At 53.5% G+C, this 15,235-nt stretch carries 20 protein-coding genes; all 20 read left to right on the plus strand.

The features are described 5' to 3' along the window. Window positions 1-77 precede the first annotated feature (77 nt). The 20 genes from ACO6BQ_RS04010 to ACO6BQ_RS04105 are packed head-to-tail and all read left to right on the plus strand — an operon-like array spanning window position 78 to window position 15,232. Window positions 78-1,391, plus strand: a complete 1,314-nt coding sequence (locus ACO6BQ_RS04010) for a putative antirestriction adenine methyltransferase (RefSeq protein WP_489119628.1) — start codon at window positions 78-80, stop codon at window positions 1,389-1,391. Beyond that, window positions 1,352-2,293, plus strand: coding sequence for a ParB/Srx family N-terminal domain-containing protein (locus ACO6BQ_RS04015; RefSeq protein ID WP_489119629.1), 942 nt, complete (start codon window positions 1,352-1,354; stop codon window positions 2,291-2,293). Before ACO6BQ_RS04010 ends, ACO6BQ_RS04015 begins: the two co-directional genes overlap by 40 nt. Before the next feature lie 2 nt (window positions 2,294-2,295). Further along, entirely contained in the window at window positions 2,296-2,763 is a 468-nt protein-coding gene (locus ACO6BQ_RS04020; RefSeq protein ID WP_489119630.1) for a hypothetical protein, read from the plus strand. Further along, a complete protein-coding gene (gene terL, locus ACO6BQ_RS04025) occupies window positions 2,760-4,178 on the plus strand; it encodes a phage terminase large subunit (protein ID WP_489119631.1) in 1,419 nt (472 codons plus the stop codon). Before ACO6BQ_RS04020 ends, terL begins: the two co-directional genes overlap by 4 nt. Before the next feature lie 12 nt (window positions 4,179-4,190). Next, entirely contained in the window at window positions 4,191-5,564 is a 1,374-nt protein-coding gene (locus ACO6BQ_RS04030) for a phage portal protein family protein (RefSeq protein WP_489119632.1), read from the plus strand. A gap of 4 nt (window positions 5,565-5,568) precedes the next feature. Then, window positions 5,569-7,011 carry a structural protein gene (locus ACO6BQ_RS04035; protein ID WP_489119633.1) on the plus strand — a complete coding sequence of 481 codons (1,443 nt, stop codon included), beginning with the start codon at window positions 5,569-5,571 and terminating at the stop codon, window positions 7,009-7,011. Beyond that, window positions 7,008-7,211: a hypothetical protein gene (locus ACO6BQ_RS04040; RefSeq protein ID WP_489119634.1), complete on the plus strand. Its 204-nt coding sequence runs from the start codon at window positions 7,008-7,010 to the stop codon at window positions 7,209-7,211. Before ACO6BQ_RS04035 ends, ACO6BQ_RS04040 begins: the two co-directional genes overlap by 4 nt. 45 nt (window positions 7,212-7,256) lie before the next feature. Next, a complete protein-coding gene (locus ACO6BQ_RS04045) occupies window positions 7,257-7,904 on the plus strand; it encodes a hypothetical protein (protein WP_489119635.1) in 648 nt (215 codons plus the stop codon). Beyond that, window positions 7,901-8,320 carry an XkdF-like putative serine protease domain-containing protein gene (locus ACO6BQ_RS04050; protein WP_489119636.1) on the plus strand — a complete coding sequence of 140 codons (420 nt, stop codon included), beginning with the start codon at window positions 7,901-7,903 and terminating at the stop codon, window positions 8,318-8,320. The genes ACO6BQ_RS04045 and ACO6BQ_RS04050 overlap by 4 nt, the downstream gene beginning before the upstream one ends. Before the next feature lie 60 nt (window positions 8,321-8,380). Further along, the gene (locus ACO6BQ_RS04055) at window positions 8,381-9,502 is read left to right on the plus strand and encodes a hypothetical protein (RefSeq protein ID WP_489119637.1); all 1,122 of its coding nucleotides are present in this window, start codon (window positions 8,381-8,383) and stop codon (window positions 9,500-9,502) included. A gap of 14 nt (window positions 9,503-9,516) precedes the next feature. Continuing rightward, window positions 9,517-9,906 (plus strand): capsid cement protein, encoded by a 390-nt coding sequence (locus ACO6BQ_RS04060; RefSeq protein WP_489119638.1) that lies wholly within the window; start codon window positions 9,517-9,519, stop codon window positions 9,904-9,906. 16 nt (window positions 9,907-9,922) lie between these two features. Then, entirely contained in the window at window positions 9,923-10,948 is a 1,026-nt protein-coding gene (locus ACO6BQ_RS04065) for a hypothetical protein (protein WP_489119639.1), read from the plus strand. Between the two features lie 14 nt (window positions 10,949-10,962). Beyond that, the gene (locus ACO6BQ_RS04070; protein WP_489119640.1) at window positions 10,963-11,262 is read left to right on the plus strand and encodes a hypothetical protein; all 300 of its coding nucleotides are present in this window, start codon (window positions 10,963-10,965) and stop codon (window positions 11,260-11,262) included. A gap of 3 nt (window positions 11,263-11,265) precedes the next feature. Continuing rightward, window positions 11,266-11,682, plus strand: a complete 417-nt coding sequence (locus tag ACO6BQ_RS04075) for a hypothetical protein (RefSeq protein WP_489119641.1) — start codon at window positions 11,266-11,268, stop codon at window positions 11,680-11,682. After that, window positions 11,673-12,014 (plus strand): head-tail adaptor protein, encoded by a 342-nt coding sequence (locus ACO6BQ_RS04080; RefSeq protein ID WP_489119642.1) that lies wholly within the window; start codon window positions 11,673-11,675, stop codon window positions 12,012-12,014. The genes ACO6BQ_RS04075 and ACO6BQ_RS04080 overlap by 10 nt, the downstream gene beginning before the upstream one ends. Beyond that, window positions 12,007-12,438: an HK97-gp10 family putative phage morphogenesis protein gene (locus tag ACO6BQ_RS04085; RefSeq protein WP_489119643.1), complete on the plus strand. Its 432-nt coding sequence runs from the start codon at window positions 12,007-12,009 to the stop codon at window positions 12,436-12,438. Before ACO6BQ_RS04080 ends, ACO6BQ_RS04085 begins: the two co-directional genes overlap by 8 nt. Then, window positions 12,439-12,723: a DUF5026 domain-containing protein gene (locus tag ACO6BQ_RS04090; protein WP_489119644.1), complete on the plus strand. Its 285-nt coding sequence runs from the start codon at window positions 12,439-12,441 to the stop codon at window positions 12,721-12,723. It begins immediately after the preceding gene. Beyond that, window positions 12,710-13,576 carry a hypothetical protein gene (locus ACO6BQ_RS04095; RefSeq protein ID WP_489119645.1) on the plus strand — a complete coding sequence of 289 codons (867 nt, stop codon included), beginning with the start codon at window positions 12,710-12,712 and terminating at the stop codon, window positions 13,574-13,576. The genes ACO6BQ_RS04090 and ACO6BQ_RS04095 overlap by 14 nt, the downstream gene beginning before the upstream one ends. A gap of 12 nt (window positions 13,577-13,588) precedes the next feature. Continuing rightward, the gene (locus tag ACO6BQ_RS04100) at window positions 13,589-13,792 is read left to right on the plus strand and encodes a YqzN/YkzM domain-containing protein (RefSeq protein ID WP_489119646.1); all 204 of its coding nucleotides are present in this window, start codon (window positions 13,589-13,591) and stop codon (window positions 13,790-13,792) included. 3 nt (window positions 13,793-13,795) lie between these two features. Further along, window positions 13,796-15,232: a phage tail sheath subtilisin-like domain-containing protein gene (locus ACO6BQ_RS04105; protein ID WP_489119647.1), complete on the plus strand. Its 1,437-nt coding sequence runs from the start codon at window positions 13,796-13,798 to the stop codon at window positions 15,230-15,232. Window positions 15,233-15,235 lie beyond the last annotated feature (3 nt).

A 15,235-nucleotide genomic window follows, 5' to 3' on the forward strand; every position in this document is an offset into this window, starting at 1 on the left:
TTTTGCACAAAATTGAGGCTGCTGCACGTTGGTTTCGTGCAACAGCCCCTTTTTGTATGACTATTTTATAGGGAGGGGTGAAACTTTTGTTTATTGGCTCTATCAATACGGATATTCGTTCCATTGTGAGCGAGATGAGTGCGAAGTGGGCAGGGCTTCCAATATATGTTGGCTGTTCCGGCAATTTTACAGTAGAGCGCATCCTTGCAAAGAAGGGGATCGCAAACATACACAGCAATGATGTGTCGCTTTATTCGTGTGCTATTGGAAATTATCTTGCCGGAAAAGATACGAGAATCGAAGTCGTTGATGAACGATTCGCGTGGCTGAACGAGTATCTTTCCACGGGCGAGGATAAAATCGCAACGCTTCTCATGTGCAGTGAGTATTTCAAGTGGATTGATAAAGACTTGCCGTATTTTAAGAGGCTGGCAACGGCGTATGAGGAACAGTTCGACAGAATGCAGCGCGAAACCGTAGAAGCGGTTAAACGGGCGCTGGACGATGTGAAAATTGCCGGGTTCTACGCGCAGGATGTTATCGACTATATGCGGGAAGCACCGGAAGACTGCGTTGCAATCAGTTTTTCTCCGACCTATAAGGGCGGGTATGAAAAGCTGTATAAGAAAATCAATGCGGTGTTTGACTGGGATGTTCCAGATTATGTCATCTTTGATGATGCTCGGTTTGAGGAATTTAACCAGCTCATCATGCAGAAAAAGCACTGGGTTACGTTACGCGACTATGACGTAGAGGAATTGCGAGACCATCTTTGCGGCGTGGTTCAAACGAGCGCGAGAAGCAAGCCTGTGTATATTTACAGCAATAGCAGCGCAAAGTCCAGAATCACGATGCCACGACAAAAGACGGAGAATATCAATATCAAGAGGGCGACGGGAGAACTGAATGGTGATTTGCGCATTGCGCGAATTACACAGGGGCAGCTTAACACACTAAGGAGTGAATATTTGGCGCTTGGCATTATTCCCGCCGCTGCAACGGTGAGTTGTGCTGTTCTTGTTGGTGATGAGCTAGTCGGTGCAATAGGGATGAGTCGTTCGAGTTATCTTGGCGGCTGGACGGATGCCTATATGATGAGCGATTTTTGTATTCGCCCGTCGATTTACAAACGGTTTGCGAAGCTGGTGCTCGTTGCCGCTCTTTCTGTAGAAATGCGGGACGTGCTCGAACAAGCGATGTCGATCAAGGTCAAGACGATTGGGACGACGGTTTTCACAAAGAAGAATGTCAGTATGAAATATCGCGGGCTGTTTGACATATACTCACGGAAAGATGGGGCGATTAACTACGTGGCACAAGCCGGACGTTGGACATTGAAGGAGGGATTTGAATGGTGGAAGAGCAAACACGGTCAGAAGTTGACCGACTGAATGAGGGGCTAATCAATCATCCCTATAAGTTAGCGTTGGTCAATGTCAGCGAGTTGGAGTTCTTGGAAAAGAACGCACGGTACATGACAAATGAGATGTTTCGCAATCTCGTAGACAACATTAAGCGGGATGGCGGTCTTTCATCCGTACCGTTGTGCTGGAAACACGATGACAAATATCGCGTTCTCTCCGGCAACCACAGATGCCGAGCGGCGATTGAGGCGGGGCTGGAAGAAGTGCTTGTCCTTTTTACGGATCGCGACCTGAGCAAGCAGGAACAGATTGCAATCGAACTTAGTCATAATGCGATTGACGGCAAGGATGATATGGCGATTCTCAAAGAACTTTGGGATGAGATCGACGACGTAAGCCTTAAATACTATGCCGGTCTTGACGACAAAGTGCTTGAGGAAATGGAAAAGACTGCGCTTGCGTCGCTCTCTGAGGTCAAACTTGACTACCGAAGTTTGACGTTTCTCTTTTTGCCACATGAGGTAGATATGCTTGATGAAGCCTTTGCACACGCAGTTGAATGTGGAGGTATACAAGATACGGTTTATATCAATCGCATCGACGATTTTAAGCGTCTGTTGGATTCACAATCGAAGGTACAGGTTGCCTATGACGTGAAAAACAGTGCGACATCTCTTATGCTCATTCTTGATGTGTTTATGCGCCATCAGGAAGATTTGCAGGAAGGGTATATCGACGACGAAGGAGAGCTGAAACACAAAAACAAAGTGCCGCTGTCTAGTATTTTTGGAGATGACAACATTTCAGCAGCGGCAGCATTGACCTTGAAAAAGGCTGTTGATCGAATGGTGGATAAGGGCGAGGTTGAAACAAAACAGCGCACAGACTTCTTGCGTATTATGGCTGAGCGATATTTGGCAGGTGATTAACCATGCCGCGAAAAGGACTATATCATGAATGGATTGAGGGAAAGGGGGTGGAGAATGTCTGTATGTGGGCGAAGCTCGGGCTCATGGACAAGCAGATCGCCGGAAACATGGGGATTTCGCTTACGACATTTTACGACTGGCAAAAGAAGTTTCCCAAATTTGCGGACGCCATAAAAAATGCCAAAGCGATTCCGAACCTTGAACTTGAAAACGCAATGTTCGACCTTGCGCTCGGGCGGACATACGTGGAAGAGGTAAAATCCATTCTTGACCCAAAGACAGGGACGGTTGTTCGGATAGAGAAAACAAAGAAACAGATACAGCCGAATCCGACCATGCAGATATTCCTTGCCAAAAACAGAATGCCGGATAAATACAAAGACCGTGTGCCTGTTGCGGAGCGCATGGATGAGGAAGAGCAGAAGGTTGAGATTTACATTCCTGATAACGGAAGGGATGAGACGAAATGAGCGGCATCGTCCTACGACCGCAGAAGGGACCACAGGAAATGTTTCTGACGACACCTGCCGATATTGCCATCTATGGCGGTGCAGCGGGCGGCGGGAAAACGTATGGGCTTCTGCTTGAACCTCTGCGACACATCAACAAGGCAGGGTACGGGGCGACGATCTTCCGAAAGAACGCGACGCAGATCAGCATCGACGGCGGGCTTCTCGATGAGAGCGCGGCAATCTACGGGAATATCAAGGGGGCGGTATTCAAGGCAAGCCCCAAGCCGCACTGGTCGTTTAACGGCAAAGCGAGAGTGTCGTTCATGCACATTGACGGCGACCGCGGTGTAACGAAGTGGCAAGGCTCTCAGATATGCACCATCGGTTTTGACGAACTCACGCATTTCAGTGAGTTTGTTTTCTTTTATATGCTGTCTCGCAACCGCTCCACCTGCGGAGTGAAGCCGTATGTTCGGGCGACCTGCAATCCCGATGTGGATTCGTGGGTGGCGGACTTCATCAATTGGTGGATTGACCCGAACACAGGGTACGCCATTCCTGAACGATCGGGGAGAATTCGCTACTTCTTCCGCAGCGAAGGGAATCTGACGTGGGGGGATTCCATCGAGGAGCTATCCGAACTGTGTGCGGGGATGCCGGAGTTCAGTCCCGCACTGTGCAAATCGGTGACGTTTATTGCATCCTCCATCCACGACAACAAGGAACTATTGAGGGTTGACCCCGGCTATCTTGCAAACCTCTACGGGCTTACCGTCGTGGAGAAGGAACGGCTGCTCAAGGGGAACTGGAAGATACGCCCTGCAGCAGGATTGTATTTCAAGCGGGAACAGACGCGGATCGTGAAGGAGATTCCGGATAAGATTGTTGCGATTGGTCGGGCATGGGATCTGGCGGCGACGGAGATCACGGCAGAGAACAAGAATCCTGACCGCACGGCAGCCTGTCTCATGGCACGCATGAGAAACGGGCAGTACATCATTATCGACGCAAAGAGGATGGCGTTCAGTGCGTCAGCCGTTCGCCAGCTCGTGAAGAACACGGCGATCACGGATAAATCTGCGTTCGGATGCCGAAGAATATCCATTCCGCAAGACCCAGGGCAGGCGGGGAAGGAACAGGCAGAGAGCTACAAGAAAGAGCTTGCGGGATTCTCGGTTGAGAGCAAGCCTGTCTCCGGCGACAAGATACGGCGTGCAGAGCCGTTTGCCGCTCAGTGGCAGGTAGGAAATGTGCTTCTTCTCGAAGGGGGGTGGAATGATGTTTTCTTGGATGAGTTGGAGGGGTTTCCCGATGCCCTCCATGACGATCAGGTGGATGCAGCAAGCGATGCGTTTTCTCTGGTGGCGCGGATGAATAATGCACAGCTTCCCGCTATGGATGGAACGCTCATGAAAGAAAGTTACTGGACATAGAGGTGAGGATGAATGGCAAAAGATGAAATCGGACGTACAGGACAACAGCGTTATGGTGGTGTGTTCTATGAGGAGTTCCTGCCGGAGCTGCGGGGACAGCGCGGCATTCGGGCGTACAAGGAAATGTCCGAGAATGACGACATCATCGGGGCGATACTCTTTGCCGTCAAGATGCTCATTCGAAATGTTCACTGGGGAGTGCAGCCGGGCGGCGCGGAGGTAATTGATGAGGAGTGTGCGGCGTTTGTGGAATCCTGTCTTTACGACATGGAGGATTCGTGGACGGGGACGCTCTCGGAGATTCTGTCTTTTCTTGTCTACGGATGGAGCGCACACGAGATCGTCTACAAGCGGCGCATGGGGCGAAAGCGTGACAGAACGCTGAACAGCAAGTACAACGATGGTCTTATCGGATGGCAGAAACTGCCGATTCGTGCGCAGGACACGCTGTATCAATGGGAGTACAGAGGGCGCGACGATCTCAGGGGCTTAACGCAGATGCCGCCGCCCGATTTTGGAATCATCACGATTCCTATAGAAAAACTGCTCCTATTCCGCACGGAGAGCCGCAAGGGAAATCCCGAGGGGCGCAGCATTCTTCGCAATGCCTACCGTTCGTGGTTCTTCAAGAAGCGGCTTCAGGAGATCGAGGGTATCGGCATTGAGCGCGACCTTGCGGGACTTCCTGTTCTCGTTGCTCCTGCGGGGATGGATATATGGAGTGACGACCCCGACATTGTACGAACGCGCACACTGGCAGAAGCTCTCGTGAAGAATATTCGCCGTGACAGCATGGAGGGGATTGTTCTCCCTGCTGAGTGGGATTTGAAATTGCTCAGTACGGGCGGAAAGCGCAACTTCGACACGAACGCGACGATTGACCGTTACGATACCCGCATGGCGATGACCGTGCTTGCAGACTTTGTACTGCTCGGGCATCAGCAGGTCGGAAGCTTTGCCCTATCGGACAACAAAACTGAGATGTTTTCGCTTGCCATCGGTGCGTTTTTGGACATCATCTGCGAGGAGTTCAATAAGAAAGCAATTCCATATCTTGTGGACATGAACGGAGAGCATTTTGGCGGTATCACAGACTACCCCGAACTGACACATGGAGACATCGAGACGCAGGATCTCGGCAAGCTCGGCGACTACATCCAGAAGATGACAGGCATCGGGGTCTTGCAGCCCGACGCGGGGCTTGAGGATTTCGTACGTGAGCAGGCGGGGCTTCCGGAGCGGATTGACGAATATCAGACTCAGACAACCGCTATGAAGCCGCTACAGCCCGCACAGGGCGAGGAAAACGTGCAGGACATACAAGACATCCAGATAGAGGAAAACGGCGACACAGAGACGGCACGAAAGCGTCTGGGGAGGAGATAGAGCCATGCTGACATTCTCCCCCGTCCGCGTTCTGCGCAAGCGAAAGAGCAGTAATGAGGCAGAAGAAATCCTGCGGCGACTCGATGATTTTCTTCATGCAGAATCTCCGCAGCTGGCGCAGTGGTTTTACTCGGTGTTCCAAGACCAACAGGCGGCAGTGACCTACAAGGAGCTGCGCGAGGCGGCACTCAGCGGTTATGAGGAGCAGATCCTTCAGTGGCAGGATGACTACGCACGCCTTATCAATGAGCACTTCGCGCCAGTATACTTCGCGGCGATGAAGGAAGGGGCGAAGGCGTGGGAAGAAAAGCTCGGCGGCACGCTGCTCGATGACTCAGACCGGGAAGTGCAGAACTGGATTCGTGAGCGCACAGCAGGATTTATCACGAATATTGGCGAGGAGACACGCATGGCAGTCAAGACAATCCTCTGGAAGGGACAGCAGGAGCGTTGGACGGCGGCGCAGATTGCGCGATACATTCGCCCCTGCATCGGGCTGACAAAAAGCGACGCGGCCGCAAATGCGCGGTATCAGCAGAGTGTCTACGATAGCCTTCTGAAAGCGCACCCACGCATGACCGAGGCGAGCGCAGCGAAGAAGGCGCAGGAAGCGGCACTCAAATATGCGGCACGTCAGCATCGGGCGCGTGCGGATATGATTGCTAATACGGAGCTTGCCTTTGCCTACAATCGCGGCGAGAACATGAGCATACGGAACGCGATGCGGGACGGGCTGATGGGGGGGTGCGTCAAGGTCTGGCGTACGGCTGGATCGGAACGCGTCTGTCCGCATTGCGGCGCACTGGATGGAAAGGAGATTGGATTTGATGAGTCCTTCGATATCAAGGGGAAAGAGCTTTTTCCCGGAATGCACGAAACGCCCCCCGCGCATCCTCGTTGCCGCTGTGTGGTTCAGTACAAGGAGATTGCAGCACCGGCACGAGGCTTGAGATCGGGAGAAGGACAAAGGAAAGCCCCTGACCATCCTGTGCCGCAGGAACTCGGGCATATTGATTTCACCGACAAGAACATGGTACAATCCACGATAGAACATTTTGAGGCACAGATTGTGGCACAGAAAGTGGAGAACGCTATTGTTATCACGAAGGAAGGGCGCGTTGTACGTTGCGTCGCGAACATAAACGCCGTGTACCCCGATGAAGATCTCGGCGATGAACTGCGTGGTGCTGTGGTGACACATAACCATCCTGTTGGGTCAGATAATGAGTGGTCGTTCAGCAAAGCTGATATTAACTTATTCACACTCTACGAGTTGTCTATACTCCGAGGCATTGATGAAAAATATGTTTATGAGCTGAATCGCTTTCCGCAAGACATTGATAAGATACCCTCGTTTGCCGAAGCAGAGGAACTTGTCTTTCGGCATAGCATGGTAATTCAAGAGGCTAAGCGGCGTGGATTCGGTTACAGGAGGTGGAAGCGGTGACGAAAGAAGAAGCGCAGCGAGAGTTTGAAGCAATTCTGGATTGGGCGATTGCGGAGGAGGATAAAATCAGTGAAGAACTGAGAGCGGAAGGGAAGCTGTTCGGTCTGGACACAAACGCCGAACACTATAAGCCGATCTCAGAGGAACGTAACCGCCGCATTCGAGAATTACAGAAAAAGTATGAAGAGGAAAAGGACTGAGCACTTTGCGGATTTGCAGAGTGCTTTTCTTGTGGGAGGGATTCTATGCTGCAAGAAAAAGAGGCGCTCGCAGCTCTCGACCGATTGGAAGCGGGCTATAATGGAGCGGGGAAGGTTACAGCACTATTTTCGCCTGTGCGGGCAGCGGTTACGGGCTACTTCAAGCCGGGCGATGAGAAGCTGACGGCTTCGGTTCAGTACACGATTCATCAGCTTGCACTTGACATCATGAACCGTGAAACGGTCTACGAACATCAGGAGCTGCTTCCGTCGCCGTCAATGAATTTTCCGCTTGGATATACCATCGTCAGGGAGCTCTTTACGGGTGGTGGAGCTCTCACGGAAATATACTGCATCAGCGGTAGGGAGTTCAACAGAGGCTATCAGGAACTCGACCCGACGGGATTGCTTCCGCCGAAGTCGAACACATATCTGACAAAGTGGGAAGAGCTTCTGAGTACCGCGCGCGCGGGTGAGCTATCCGCACTCGGCGCAGTCGCGTCTTTCTGTGAGTCGGGCAGCTATAACGCGGGACTCTCAATGCTGTTTGAGAATCTGGGCGGTATTGTCGCAAGCATTGGTAAAGAGGAGCTTGCGAAGGAAATCTATTTAGACTGCGGTTATCTTGACGTTATCCGTACGTTCGGGCTGGACGTACACATTCCGACCTGTATCAAGGAGGGGCATGGATGAGACCATTTCAGACGGAGCAGACCGTACACGGCCGGTTCAGTATTCAGAAGTCTAGTGATGAGAAACGACTGGCTTTCGGATGGGCGAGCATCTCGCAGGATGAGAATGGAGCGGCTTTGGTTGATCTCTCTGAAGATATGATCGACCCCGAAACGCTTGAGAACGCTGCATACGAGTTCGTGCGGCTCTACCGCGAGGGCGGCGAGATGCACGAACGCGGCGACTGTGCCGTGCTTGTGGAGTCCGTCGTATTCACGAAAGAAAAGATGGCGGCGATGGGTATTCCTGACGGCACTCTCCCGACGGGGTGGTGGATTGGATTCTATGTGACCGACGATGAAGTCTGGGAGAAGGTCAAGTCAGGAGAATACCCGATGTTCTCAATCGAGGGGACGGCGATCCAGGAAACTGTATAAAAAGCGATTCAGGCGCTCAGAGATGGGCGTCTTTTTCGTGGAGAAAAAGGAGCTGAGGCTATGCCGACAAAGTTGACCGACCTCAAGATCACGAAGGTAGATTTTGTGGATGCGGGGGCGAATCAACGTGCGCACATTGCGCTCTTTAAGCACGCGCCGAAAGGAGGTGAGGAAGTGGGAGAAAGTAAAATCAAGAGCCTTATCCGCGCCATCGCGAAACGGTTTGGCTTGGAGGAGGATGAAGTTGCAGACGTGGCAAAGTCAGAGGGCGGCGCAAAGACGTTTGGGGCAGCAAATTCCGAGCTGAAACAGCAGCGTGTCTGTGAGGAGATTTGGAACGTGACGGATGCGCTCCGCAGCAGCCTGTTCTCCATTATCCGTGATGATACGGTGGCAGACAAGACCGCACTGCTGAAACAGAGCGTGTCAGAGTTCCACGCCGCAGCTCTGGGGTTTGCGAATCAGTGGGGCGACGGTAATATCGCCGAGGTGCAGAAGCACATGAATCCGATTGCAATGACCGCCGAGGACATCGCAATCATGAAAAGCCGCGTGGCGGCAATGACGGAAGAGTCCGTCAAGGAAACTGAACCTGTTATGAAAGCAGAGGAGGATGCAGAGATGAAGATTGACAAGAGCAAGATGACCGCTGAAGAGCGGGCATTTTTCGAGGACATCGAGAAGCGTTATGGCGCGCCTGAGACGGAGGTGCCGCCCGCGCCCACCGTGCAGCCGACAGTTGCCGTGCAGGACGCACCTGTGCAGAAATCGGCCGCCGAGGTGCTGAAGGATGTCATGCCGGAGTTCGCGGCGATGCTTGAGAACGTGCAGAAGCGCATGGAAAAGCAGGAAGACGCGGAGATTATGGAGGTCGCCAAGCGTTATGAGCTGCTCGGCAAGAAGCCCGAAGAGCTTGCGCCGGTCTTGAAGAGCACGAAGGCGGCGAGCGAGGAAGCGTACAATCAGATTGTTACGGCACTGGATGCTGCGCTCGACATCGCCAAGCGTTCCGGAATGTTCAATGAGATCGGATCGAATGGCAACGGCGGTGCGACGGATGCAGAGGCTCGCATTGCAAAGCGCGTCGAGGAGATTCGCAAGGCGCACCCCGAGATGAGTGTGTTCGTGGCACGCGATATGGCATTTCAGGAGAATCCTGAACTCATCGCAGAGTTCGAGTAAGAGGAGGATAAAGGATGTTTAACGGTACTGTTATCAACGACAGCGCGACGATTGTTGTGCCTGTAAAAACCGAGATCAAGACCGGACCCTTCACGGCTGTTGCGCTTGGAAGTGGTGGTGCTGTCCCATGCACCGATGCGCTCACACCGATAGGGCTCACAATTGCAGAGACCCCCGCAACACTCGACGCGGGTGCTGATGTAAACGTGCAGGTTAAGGATATCAGCATTTGGAAGGGTGGCGCGGCATTCGCGGCCGGCGATCCGCTCTCCTCTGATGCGACGGGGCTTGCAGTCAAGGCAGCGGCAGGGAAGTTTATTCTTGGTTTCGCACTTGAGGACTGCTCTGCAAAGGGGCAGACGGTCAAGGTTCAGATTACGAAGTCGGGCTTCATGAAGTCCTGATAGAGGAGGAATCAACATGGGAGTTTCGGTAAAAGAAATTGAAGTCAAGAAAGCGGCTGGGACGTGGAAGCCGAACGCCTATCTCTCGAATATGAGTATGGCGTACTTCCAGCAGGGAGAGTATGCGGCGCGTCAGCTTTTCCCTGTGTGTCCGGTCGGGCTTTCGTCCAGCTATTACTACGAGTTCAGCAAGGGTGATCTCGCACGCGACAATGTGCAGCGTAAGCCCGCGTTTGGACACGTTGCGCCGGCGGTCATGGGGCAGACGGATAAGACGTATGCGTGCAAGGTCGATCAGGTGCTTGTCGGCATCGACAAGATTTCGGCACTCGACTACACCCGCTCGGCAGCACCGGGAGTGGCTGACCCGCGCCGCGCGAAGGTGCGCTTTGTTGCAGAGCAGATGAACCTGCATCAGGATCTTCTCTTTGCACAGAACTTCTTCAAGGCGGGTGTCTGGAAGAACGAATGGGAGGGCGCGGCTGCGGCAAATGCCTCGCAGAAGAAGTTCCTCAAGTTCGACGACAGCAACTGCGATCCCGTGACGCTGTTTGATGGGCTTATCAATGAGATTCGCCGCGTTGGTCGCAGGAGGCCAAATAAGCTCGCGCTCGGTGTGGACGTGTTCGCGAAGCTCAAGGCGAACCACTTCATCATGGAGCGCGTGAAGTATACGGGAACAACGGCAAATCCCGCCGTCGTTACGGAGCAGGTACTCGCGCAACTTTTCGGGGTGCAGCAGGTCGTTGTCCTTGACTCTACCTACAACGCAGCAGCGGCTGGCATGGATGAGGATATGCGCTACATTTGCGACAGCAAGGCGGCGCTTCTCTGCTACACGACGGACACGCCGCAGATCGACGAGCCGTCGGCGGGGTACATCTTTGCATGGGATATGCTCGGCAACGGGCAGTACATCGCCACGAGCCAGTTTGAGGGCGCACCCGCAGACCACACGGAGTTCATCGAAGGGCTGATTGCGACGGACATGAAAAAGACGAGTGACGATCTCGCGGTGTTCCTGAAGAACTGCGTCGACTGACGGGAGGTTCTGTCATGGTTTACGTTGCGATGAAACCGTGCCGCTTCGGCGGCACGGACTATCTTATCGGGGATACGATTCCGGATGTAAAAATTCATCCGAATAAGGCTGAAACACTACGTCAAATGGGCGTTGTCACTGGAACAATCACTTTCAAGGAGTTTGATGACCCCTACGAGCTAGAGGATTGGGGGATAGAAGATGGTGTTGCTACGCCCGAGGAGCAACCCGCCGAGAGCACTGAGACTCCGAATCCCGCTGAGGACAAGGATGAGGAGCAGCCAAAGCGTCGCGGTCGGCGCAAGGCTGAGTGAGCTATGACAAGATCATTCACCTATGATGGGGCACAGATTGCGGATAGTGGCATCAATCAAATGCGGTTTGAACTCGGCGATGTACTCGTTGACGAGCCGGATAAAACGGCGCTTCTTACGGATGAGGAAATCACCGCGATGATTGCGTCGTTTCCTCAATCGTGGCGTCGGGCGAAATTCGAGCTAGTAAAAAGCGTCCTGTTCCGATTCGCGCCCGAGGTCGACACCAAAGCAGGACCCGTTCAGTGGTCGCTCAGTCAGCGTTATGCACACTGGAAAACGCTCTATGACGAGCTGAAAAAGGAGCTGTCTGCGGCACATGCTTTACCTGAGCTTCCCGGAGCGCATCATCATCCACCGTATTTCTTCGAGGGGATGCACGATAACAGGCAGGATCGGGGGCGGCCGCAATGTACCTGAGACCCGGAAGCCTGTTCCATCAATTCGTCGTGGAACGAAAGACGCTCAAGACATCGGATAACGGCAGACCGCAGGCAGTATTTCTGCCAACGTTCAGCATTGTCCGAGGCGCACTCGCAGATGCAAAGACATCCGAAATCCTGCGATGGAAGGCGTTGCAGCACCCTGTGACACACACCATCGTACAGCACTGCGGAGAACCTGCGGCGAAGGCGGGCGACCGCCTTGTGCACGGTGGGCGCTATTTCTATGTGCGCGGTGTGGACAATGCGTCCATGCTCGGGATGTTCACCATCTACTACGTTGAGGAAAGGAGTGATCGGGTTGAGTAGTGTGAATCAGGTGATTCGCTCCGTGGAAGCCGAAGTCAATGACGAAGTGCAGAGCGTAAATACGCAAGCTCGGTCACGCGCCTTTCGAGCGACCAATGTCATGCAGAATGCAGCGTATGACGTGCTGGGGAAAGACGGTTCGGGGCGTGTCTACAAGCGTGGCGCGAAAGGCGTGCATACGGCATCTGCTCCAGGCGCAGCACCAGCACCCGACACCGGCAACCTTCGCCGCAACTGGCGCAGGTTTGTCTTTTCTCAGCCGACTGGGAAAGGCGAGCGCATTATTTGTCGCATCAAAAGCGATATGCCTTACGCCGCAGCCCTTGAAAGCGGCACGGCACGCATGAAGGCACGTCCCTTCCGCCAGCGGATCATCGACCAAGCGCGTCCCGAGGTTATCGGTATTTTTAAAGGGGTGAAATGAATGTCTCTTGTTATCACAAAGGAATCCCCCGCGTTTGCTCTCGGGAAAATCGCGGTAGGGGACTTTGTGCGGGCGCGTCATCGCACATGGAAAGAGAGTATAAACGGAATCGTCGTTTATATCGACTCTGAAATGGCACAAATCGTATATTTGCCAAAGATTCACCGCGCCACGCGGTACTTTACGATTCGCGCGCAGGAAGTTCAGAATAGCGAATGGGCGATTGTGCACAGCCGCGACTTGGCATCTGTTGAAAAGGTGGAGATGACAAATGGCTACGATTGAAGCCCTTGTACGGAAGCGCCTCGTAGAGAGCGCAGCGCTTTCTGAAAAGCTCGCCACATTCGGCGGTATGCCGGCAATCTTTTTTCAAGAAGCACCGGATGATAAAGACGAGATGTGGGGAGATGCGCAGTACCCGCGTATTGTGTTCTCGGCAGACACTTTTGCAGACCCTGCGCGAGATCGCCGCAAAGTCATGTTCGTGGATATTGCATGCAGTACGACGGGTACACCCCCCGAGGAGATTGAGCCGCTCGTGCGTGATACTCTTGCGGGGGTGTTCTTTACGCCGGATGTCGGAGAGACGTTTTCGGCAAAGTGGAAAGAGACACAGGTGTTCAAGGAAGCAGTTGGTGACCGTGAACCGCTGATTGTCGGTATGACGGTGAACTTCGAGATTTACGAGTACCCGCTTCTTGAAACATGTGACCCTGATCCGGTCATTGCAATGTGTCGCTATACAGAGGAATGGTGCGCGCGAGTTGTTGTTATCGGAAGAGCGTGGCTGCGCGGCATTTTTGAGCCGACACGAGAGCGACCGACAATCTACTTCAGCAAAGGAGCGGCATCCATAGATCGGGAGACAAACACCGTTGTGTGGATGAATGCCGAGATCGCCGTTCATCTCTTTGCCCCGTCTCTACATGACCGCATCGCGTGGCTGGAACAGTTCAGTCAATCGCTTGCTCTTGCGGGGGAAATCAAGATGCTCGACGGTTCGCCCATGTTCATCAAGCAGATCAAGGGCGACGCAGCGGGAGATGAACTTACGGGGCAATTACGAATCAGCGTACAATATGGGCTGCTCAGGCGCCCCACATACGCACACGGAATCCACCATGTTGGGTGGCGTTAAGGAGGATCGCAAATGGCAGAGAAAGTAAAAGATGAGGTAGTTGCAGAGGACATCTATACCGCCGAGGAATTCGCGCAGCGTCCGGAGATGTTCGGTGACGGGGTGCGCGATTACACCGTCCTTGCCGCATTTCGGTATGCCGGCAAAGACAAGGCGACGAAAACCGAAGCACAGGAGATTGTCGCACGTTTTCGAGACAAGAAAGTGGGTGAATAACGTATGAGCGGTATTTTCAGCATTGGCGAAAAGAAAGTTCGCCCGGGCGTATATTATCGGCGTGAGAATAACGGCGGCGTTGAAACCGTCGGCGCAACCAATGGCGTGGCGGCAGTGCTTTTTCAGGCAGACTGGGGCGTTCTGAACGAGGAGTTTGACATGGACGTTACCATGCAGAACAGCGTCGCAGACTACTACGGAACAGCGGATACGGTATCCGCGATCAAGGAAGCGTTCAAGGGCGGTGCGACAACCGTGCGTGCTGTTCGCATTGGCGGTGATGACGGCAAGCCCGGCAGCATCGAACTGAAGAATACGGACGGATCTCCTGCGACAGCGGTTACTATTACGGCGGCACATCCGGGAACACGCCCGTTTACGGTGTCCGTGCGGACAAACCTCATTACGGATAATCGGCAGGTCATTATCTATGACGGCACCGATATCTTCGAGCAGTTCTCTTTTACACCGGGCGAGAATGAGCCGGAGAACCTTGTCGCCGCGATGGCCCGGAGCAAGAACTTTATCGCAAAAGCAGCGGGCGGCGTAAAGGGGCCGCTTGCATCTGTGACGCAGCAGCCTCTCACCGGAGGAAAGAATCCGACGGTCAAGACGGCATCCTACGAGAAGGGCACGGATATTCTTGAGCGGTACAAGTGGAACTGTATTATCGCCGATACGGACGACAGTGCAGTGCAACTGCTCTTGCAGAATTTCGTCGTTCAGAGCTATCAGACGGGACACCTCGGATTCGCGTCTCTCGCCGGAAAGAGCTCTCAGGCGCTCACTGATCGCATGACTCAGGCGGCATCGTTCAACGATGAGAAAATCGTCTATACGCTAAACGGATGGGTTGGCAGCGATGGGACAAAGTATGACGGTTGGCGTGCAGCGGCTCGCATTGGCGGCATGGTCGCGGCATTCGAGGCGAATACAAGTCTCACACACAACGTTATCTCTAATGCGGTCAGCCTCACCGAGCCGCTCACGAACGGTGAGATCATCAAGGCTGAGACGAAGGGGTGCCTCGTACTCACACTCAATGATAGCGATCAGGTATGGATTGACAGTGCCATCAACACGCTTGTCACACCGGACGCCACGATGGATGAAGGATGGAAGAAGATTCGCCGCACAAAGACGCGCTTCGAGCTGATGGATCGCGTAGACAGCACCTGCGAGAAGCTCGTCGGGAATGTCAACAACGATACTGATGGTCGCCAGACCATTATGGCTACGGCGCAGAAGGTCATCAATGCGATGATTGAGGAGAAGAAACTCATGCGCGGCTCGACGGTCTACGAAGACCCAGGCAACCCGGCAGAGGGTGACTCGGCGTGGTTCAAGCTCGCCATTGACGACATTGACAGCGCCGAGAAGATTTATCTCACGTATCAGTTCCGCTTTGCACCGGAACGTGCGGAGAAGAAGGGGGAGTAATCT

Source organism: Centipeda sp. (in: firmicutes), from assembly GCF_057271695.1.

Bases quoted from the DNA above. Each gene is read 5' to 3' on its own strand.
- ACO6BQ_RS04105 (WP_489119647.1), top strand. From the start codon at position 13,796: ATGAGCGGTATTTTCAGCATTGGCGAAAAGAAAGTTCGCCCGGGCGTA.
- ACO6BQ_RS04055 (WP_489119637.1), top strand. From the start codon at position 8,381: ATGCCGACAAAGTTGACCGACCTCAAGATCACGAAGGTAGATTTTGTG.
- ACO6BQ_RS04060 (WP_489119638.1), top strand. From the start codon at position 9,517: ATGTTTAACGGTACTGTTATCAACGACAGCGCGACGATTGTTGTGCCT.
- ACO6BQ_RS04035 (WP_489119633.1), top strand. From the start codon at position 5,569: ATGCTGACATTCTCCCCCGTCCGCGTTCTGCGCAAGCGAAAGAGCAGT.
- ACO6BQ_RS04080 (WP_489119642.1), top strand. From the start codon at position 11,673: ATGTACCTGAGACCCGGAAGCCTGTTCCATCAATTCGTCGTGGAACGA.
- ACO6BQ_RS04070 (WP_489119640.1), top strand. From the start codon at position 10,963: ATGGTTTACGTTGCGATGAAACCGTGCCGCTTCGGCGGCACGGACTAT.
- ACO6BQ_RS04075 (WP_489119641.1), top strand. From the start codon at position 11,266: ATGACAAGATCATTCACCTATGATGGGGCACAGATTGCGGATAGTGGC.
- terL (WP_489119631.1), top strand. From the start codon at position 2,760: ATGAGCGGCATCGTCCTACGACCGCAGAAGGGACCACAGGAAATGTTT.
- ACO6BQ_RS04100 (WP_489119646.1), top strand. From the start codon at position 13,589: ATGGCAGAGAAAGTAAAAGATGAGGTAGTTGCAGAGGACATCTATACC.
- ACO6BQ_RS04095 (WP_489119645.1), top strand. From the start codon at position 12,710: ATGGCTACGATTGAAGCCCTTGTACGGAAGCGCCTCGTAGAGAGCGCA.
- ACO6BQ_RS04015 (WP_489119629.1), top strand. From the start codon at position 1,352: ATGGTGGAAGAGCAAACACGGTCAGAAGTTGACCGACTGAATGAGGGG.
- ACO6BQ_RS04045 (WP_489119635.1), top strand. From the start codon at position 7,257: ATGCTGCAAGAAAAAGAGGCGCTCGCAGCTCTCGACCGATTGGAAGCG.
- ACO6BQ_RS04050 (WP_489119636.1), top strand. From the start codon at position 7,901: ATGAGACCATTTCAGACGGAGCAGACCGTACACGGCCGGTTCAGTATT.
- ACO6BQ_RS04030 (WP_489119632.1), top strand. From the start codon at position 4,191: ATGGCAAAAGATGAAATCGGACGTACAGGACAACAGCGTTATGGTGGT.
- ACO6BQ_RS04065 (WP_489119639.1), top strand. From the start codon at position 9,923: ATGGGAGTTTCGGTAAAAGAAATTGAAGTCAAGAAAGCGGCTGGGACG.
- ACO6BQ_RS04020 (WP_489119630.1), top strand. From the start codon at position 2,296: ATGCCGCGAAAAGGACTATATCATGAATGGATTGAGGGAAAGGGGGTG.
- ACO6BQ_RS04090 (WP_489119644.1), top strand. From the start codon at position 12,439: ATGTCTCTTGTTATCACAAAGGAATCCCCCGCGTTTGCTCTCGGGAAA.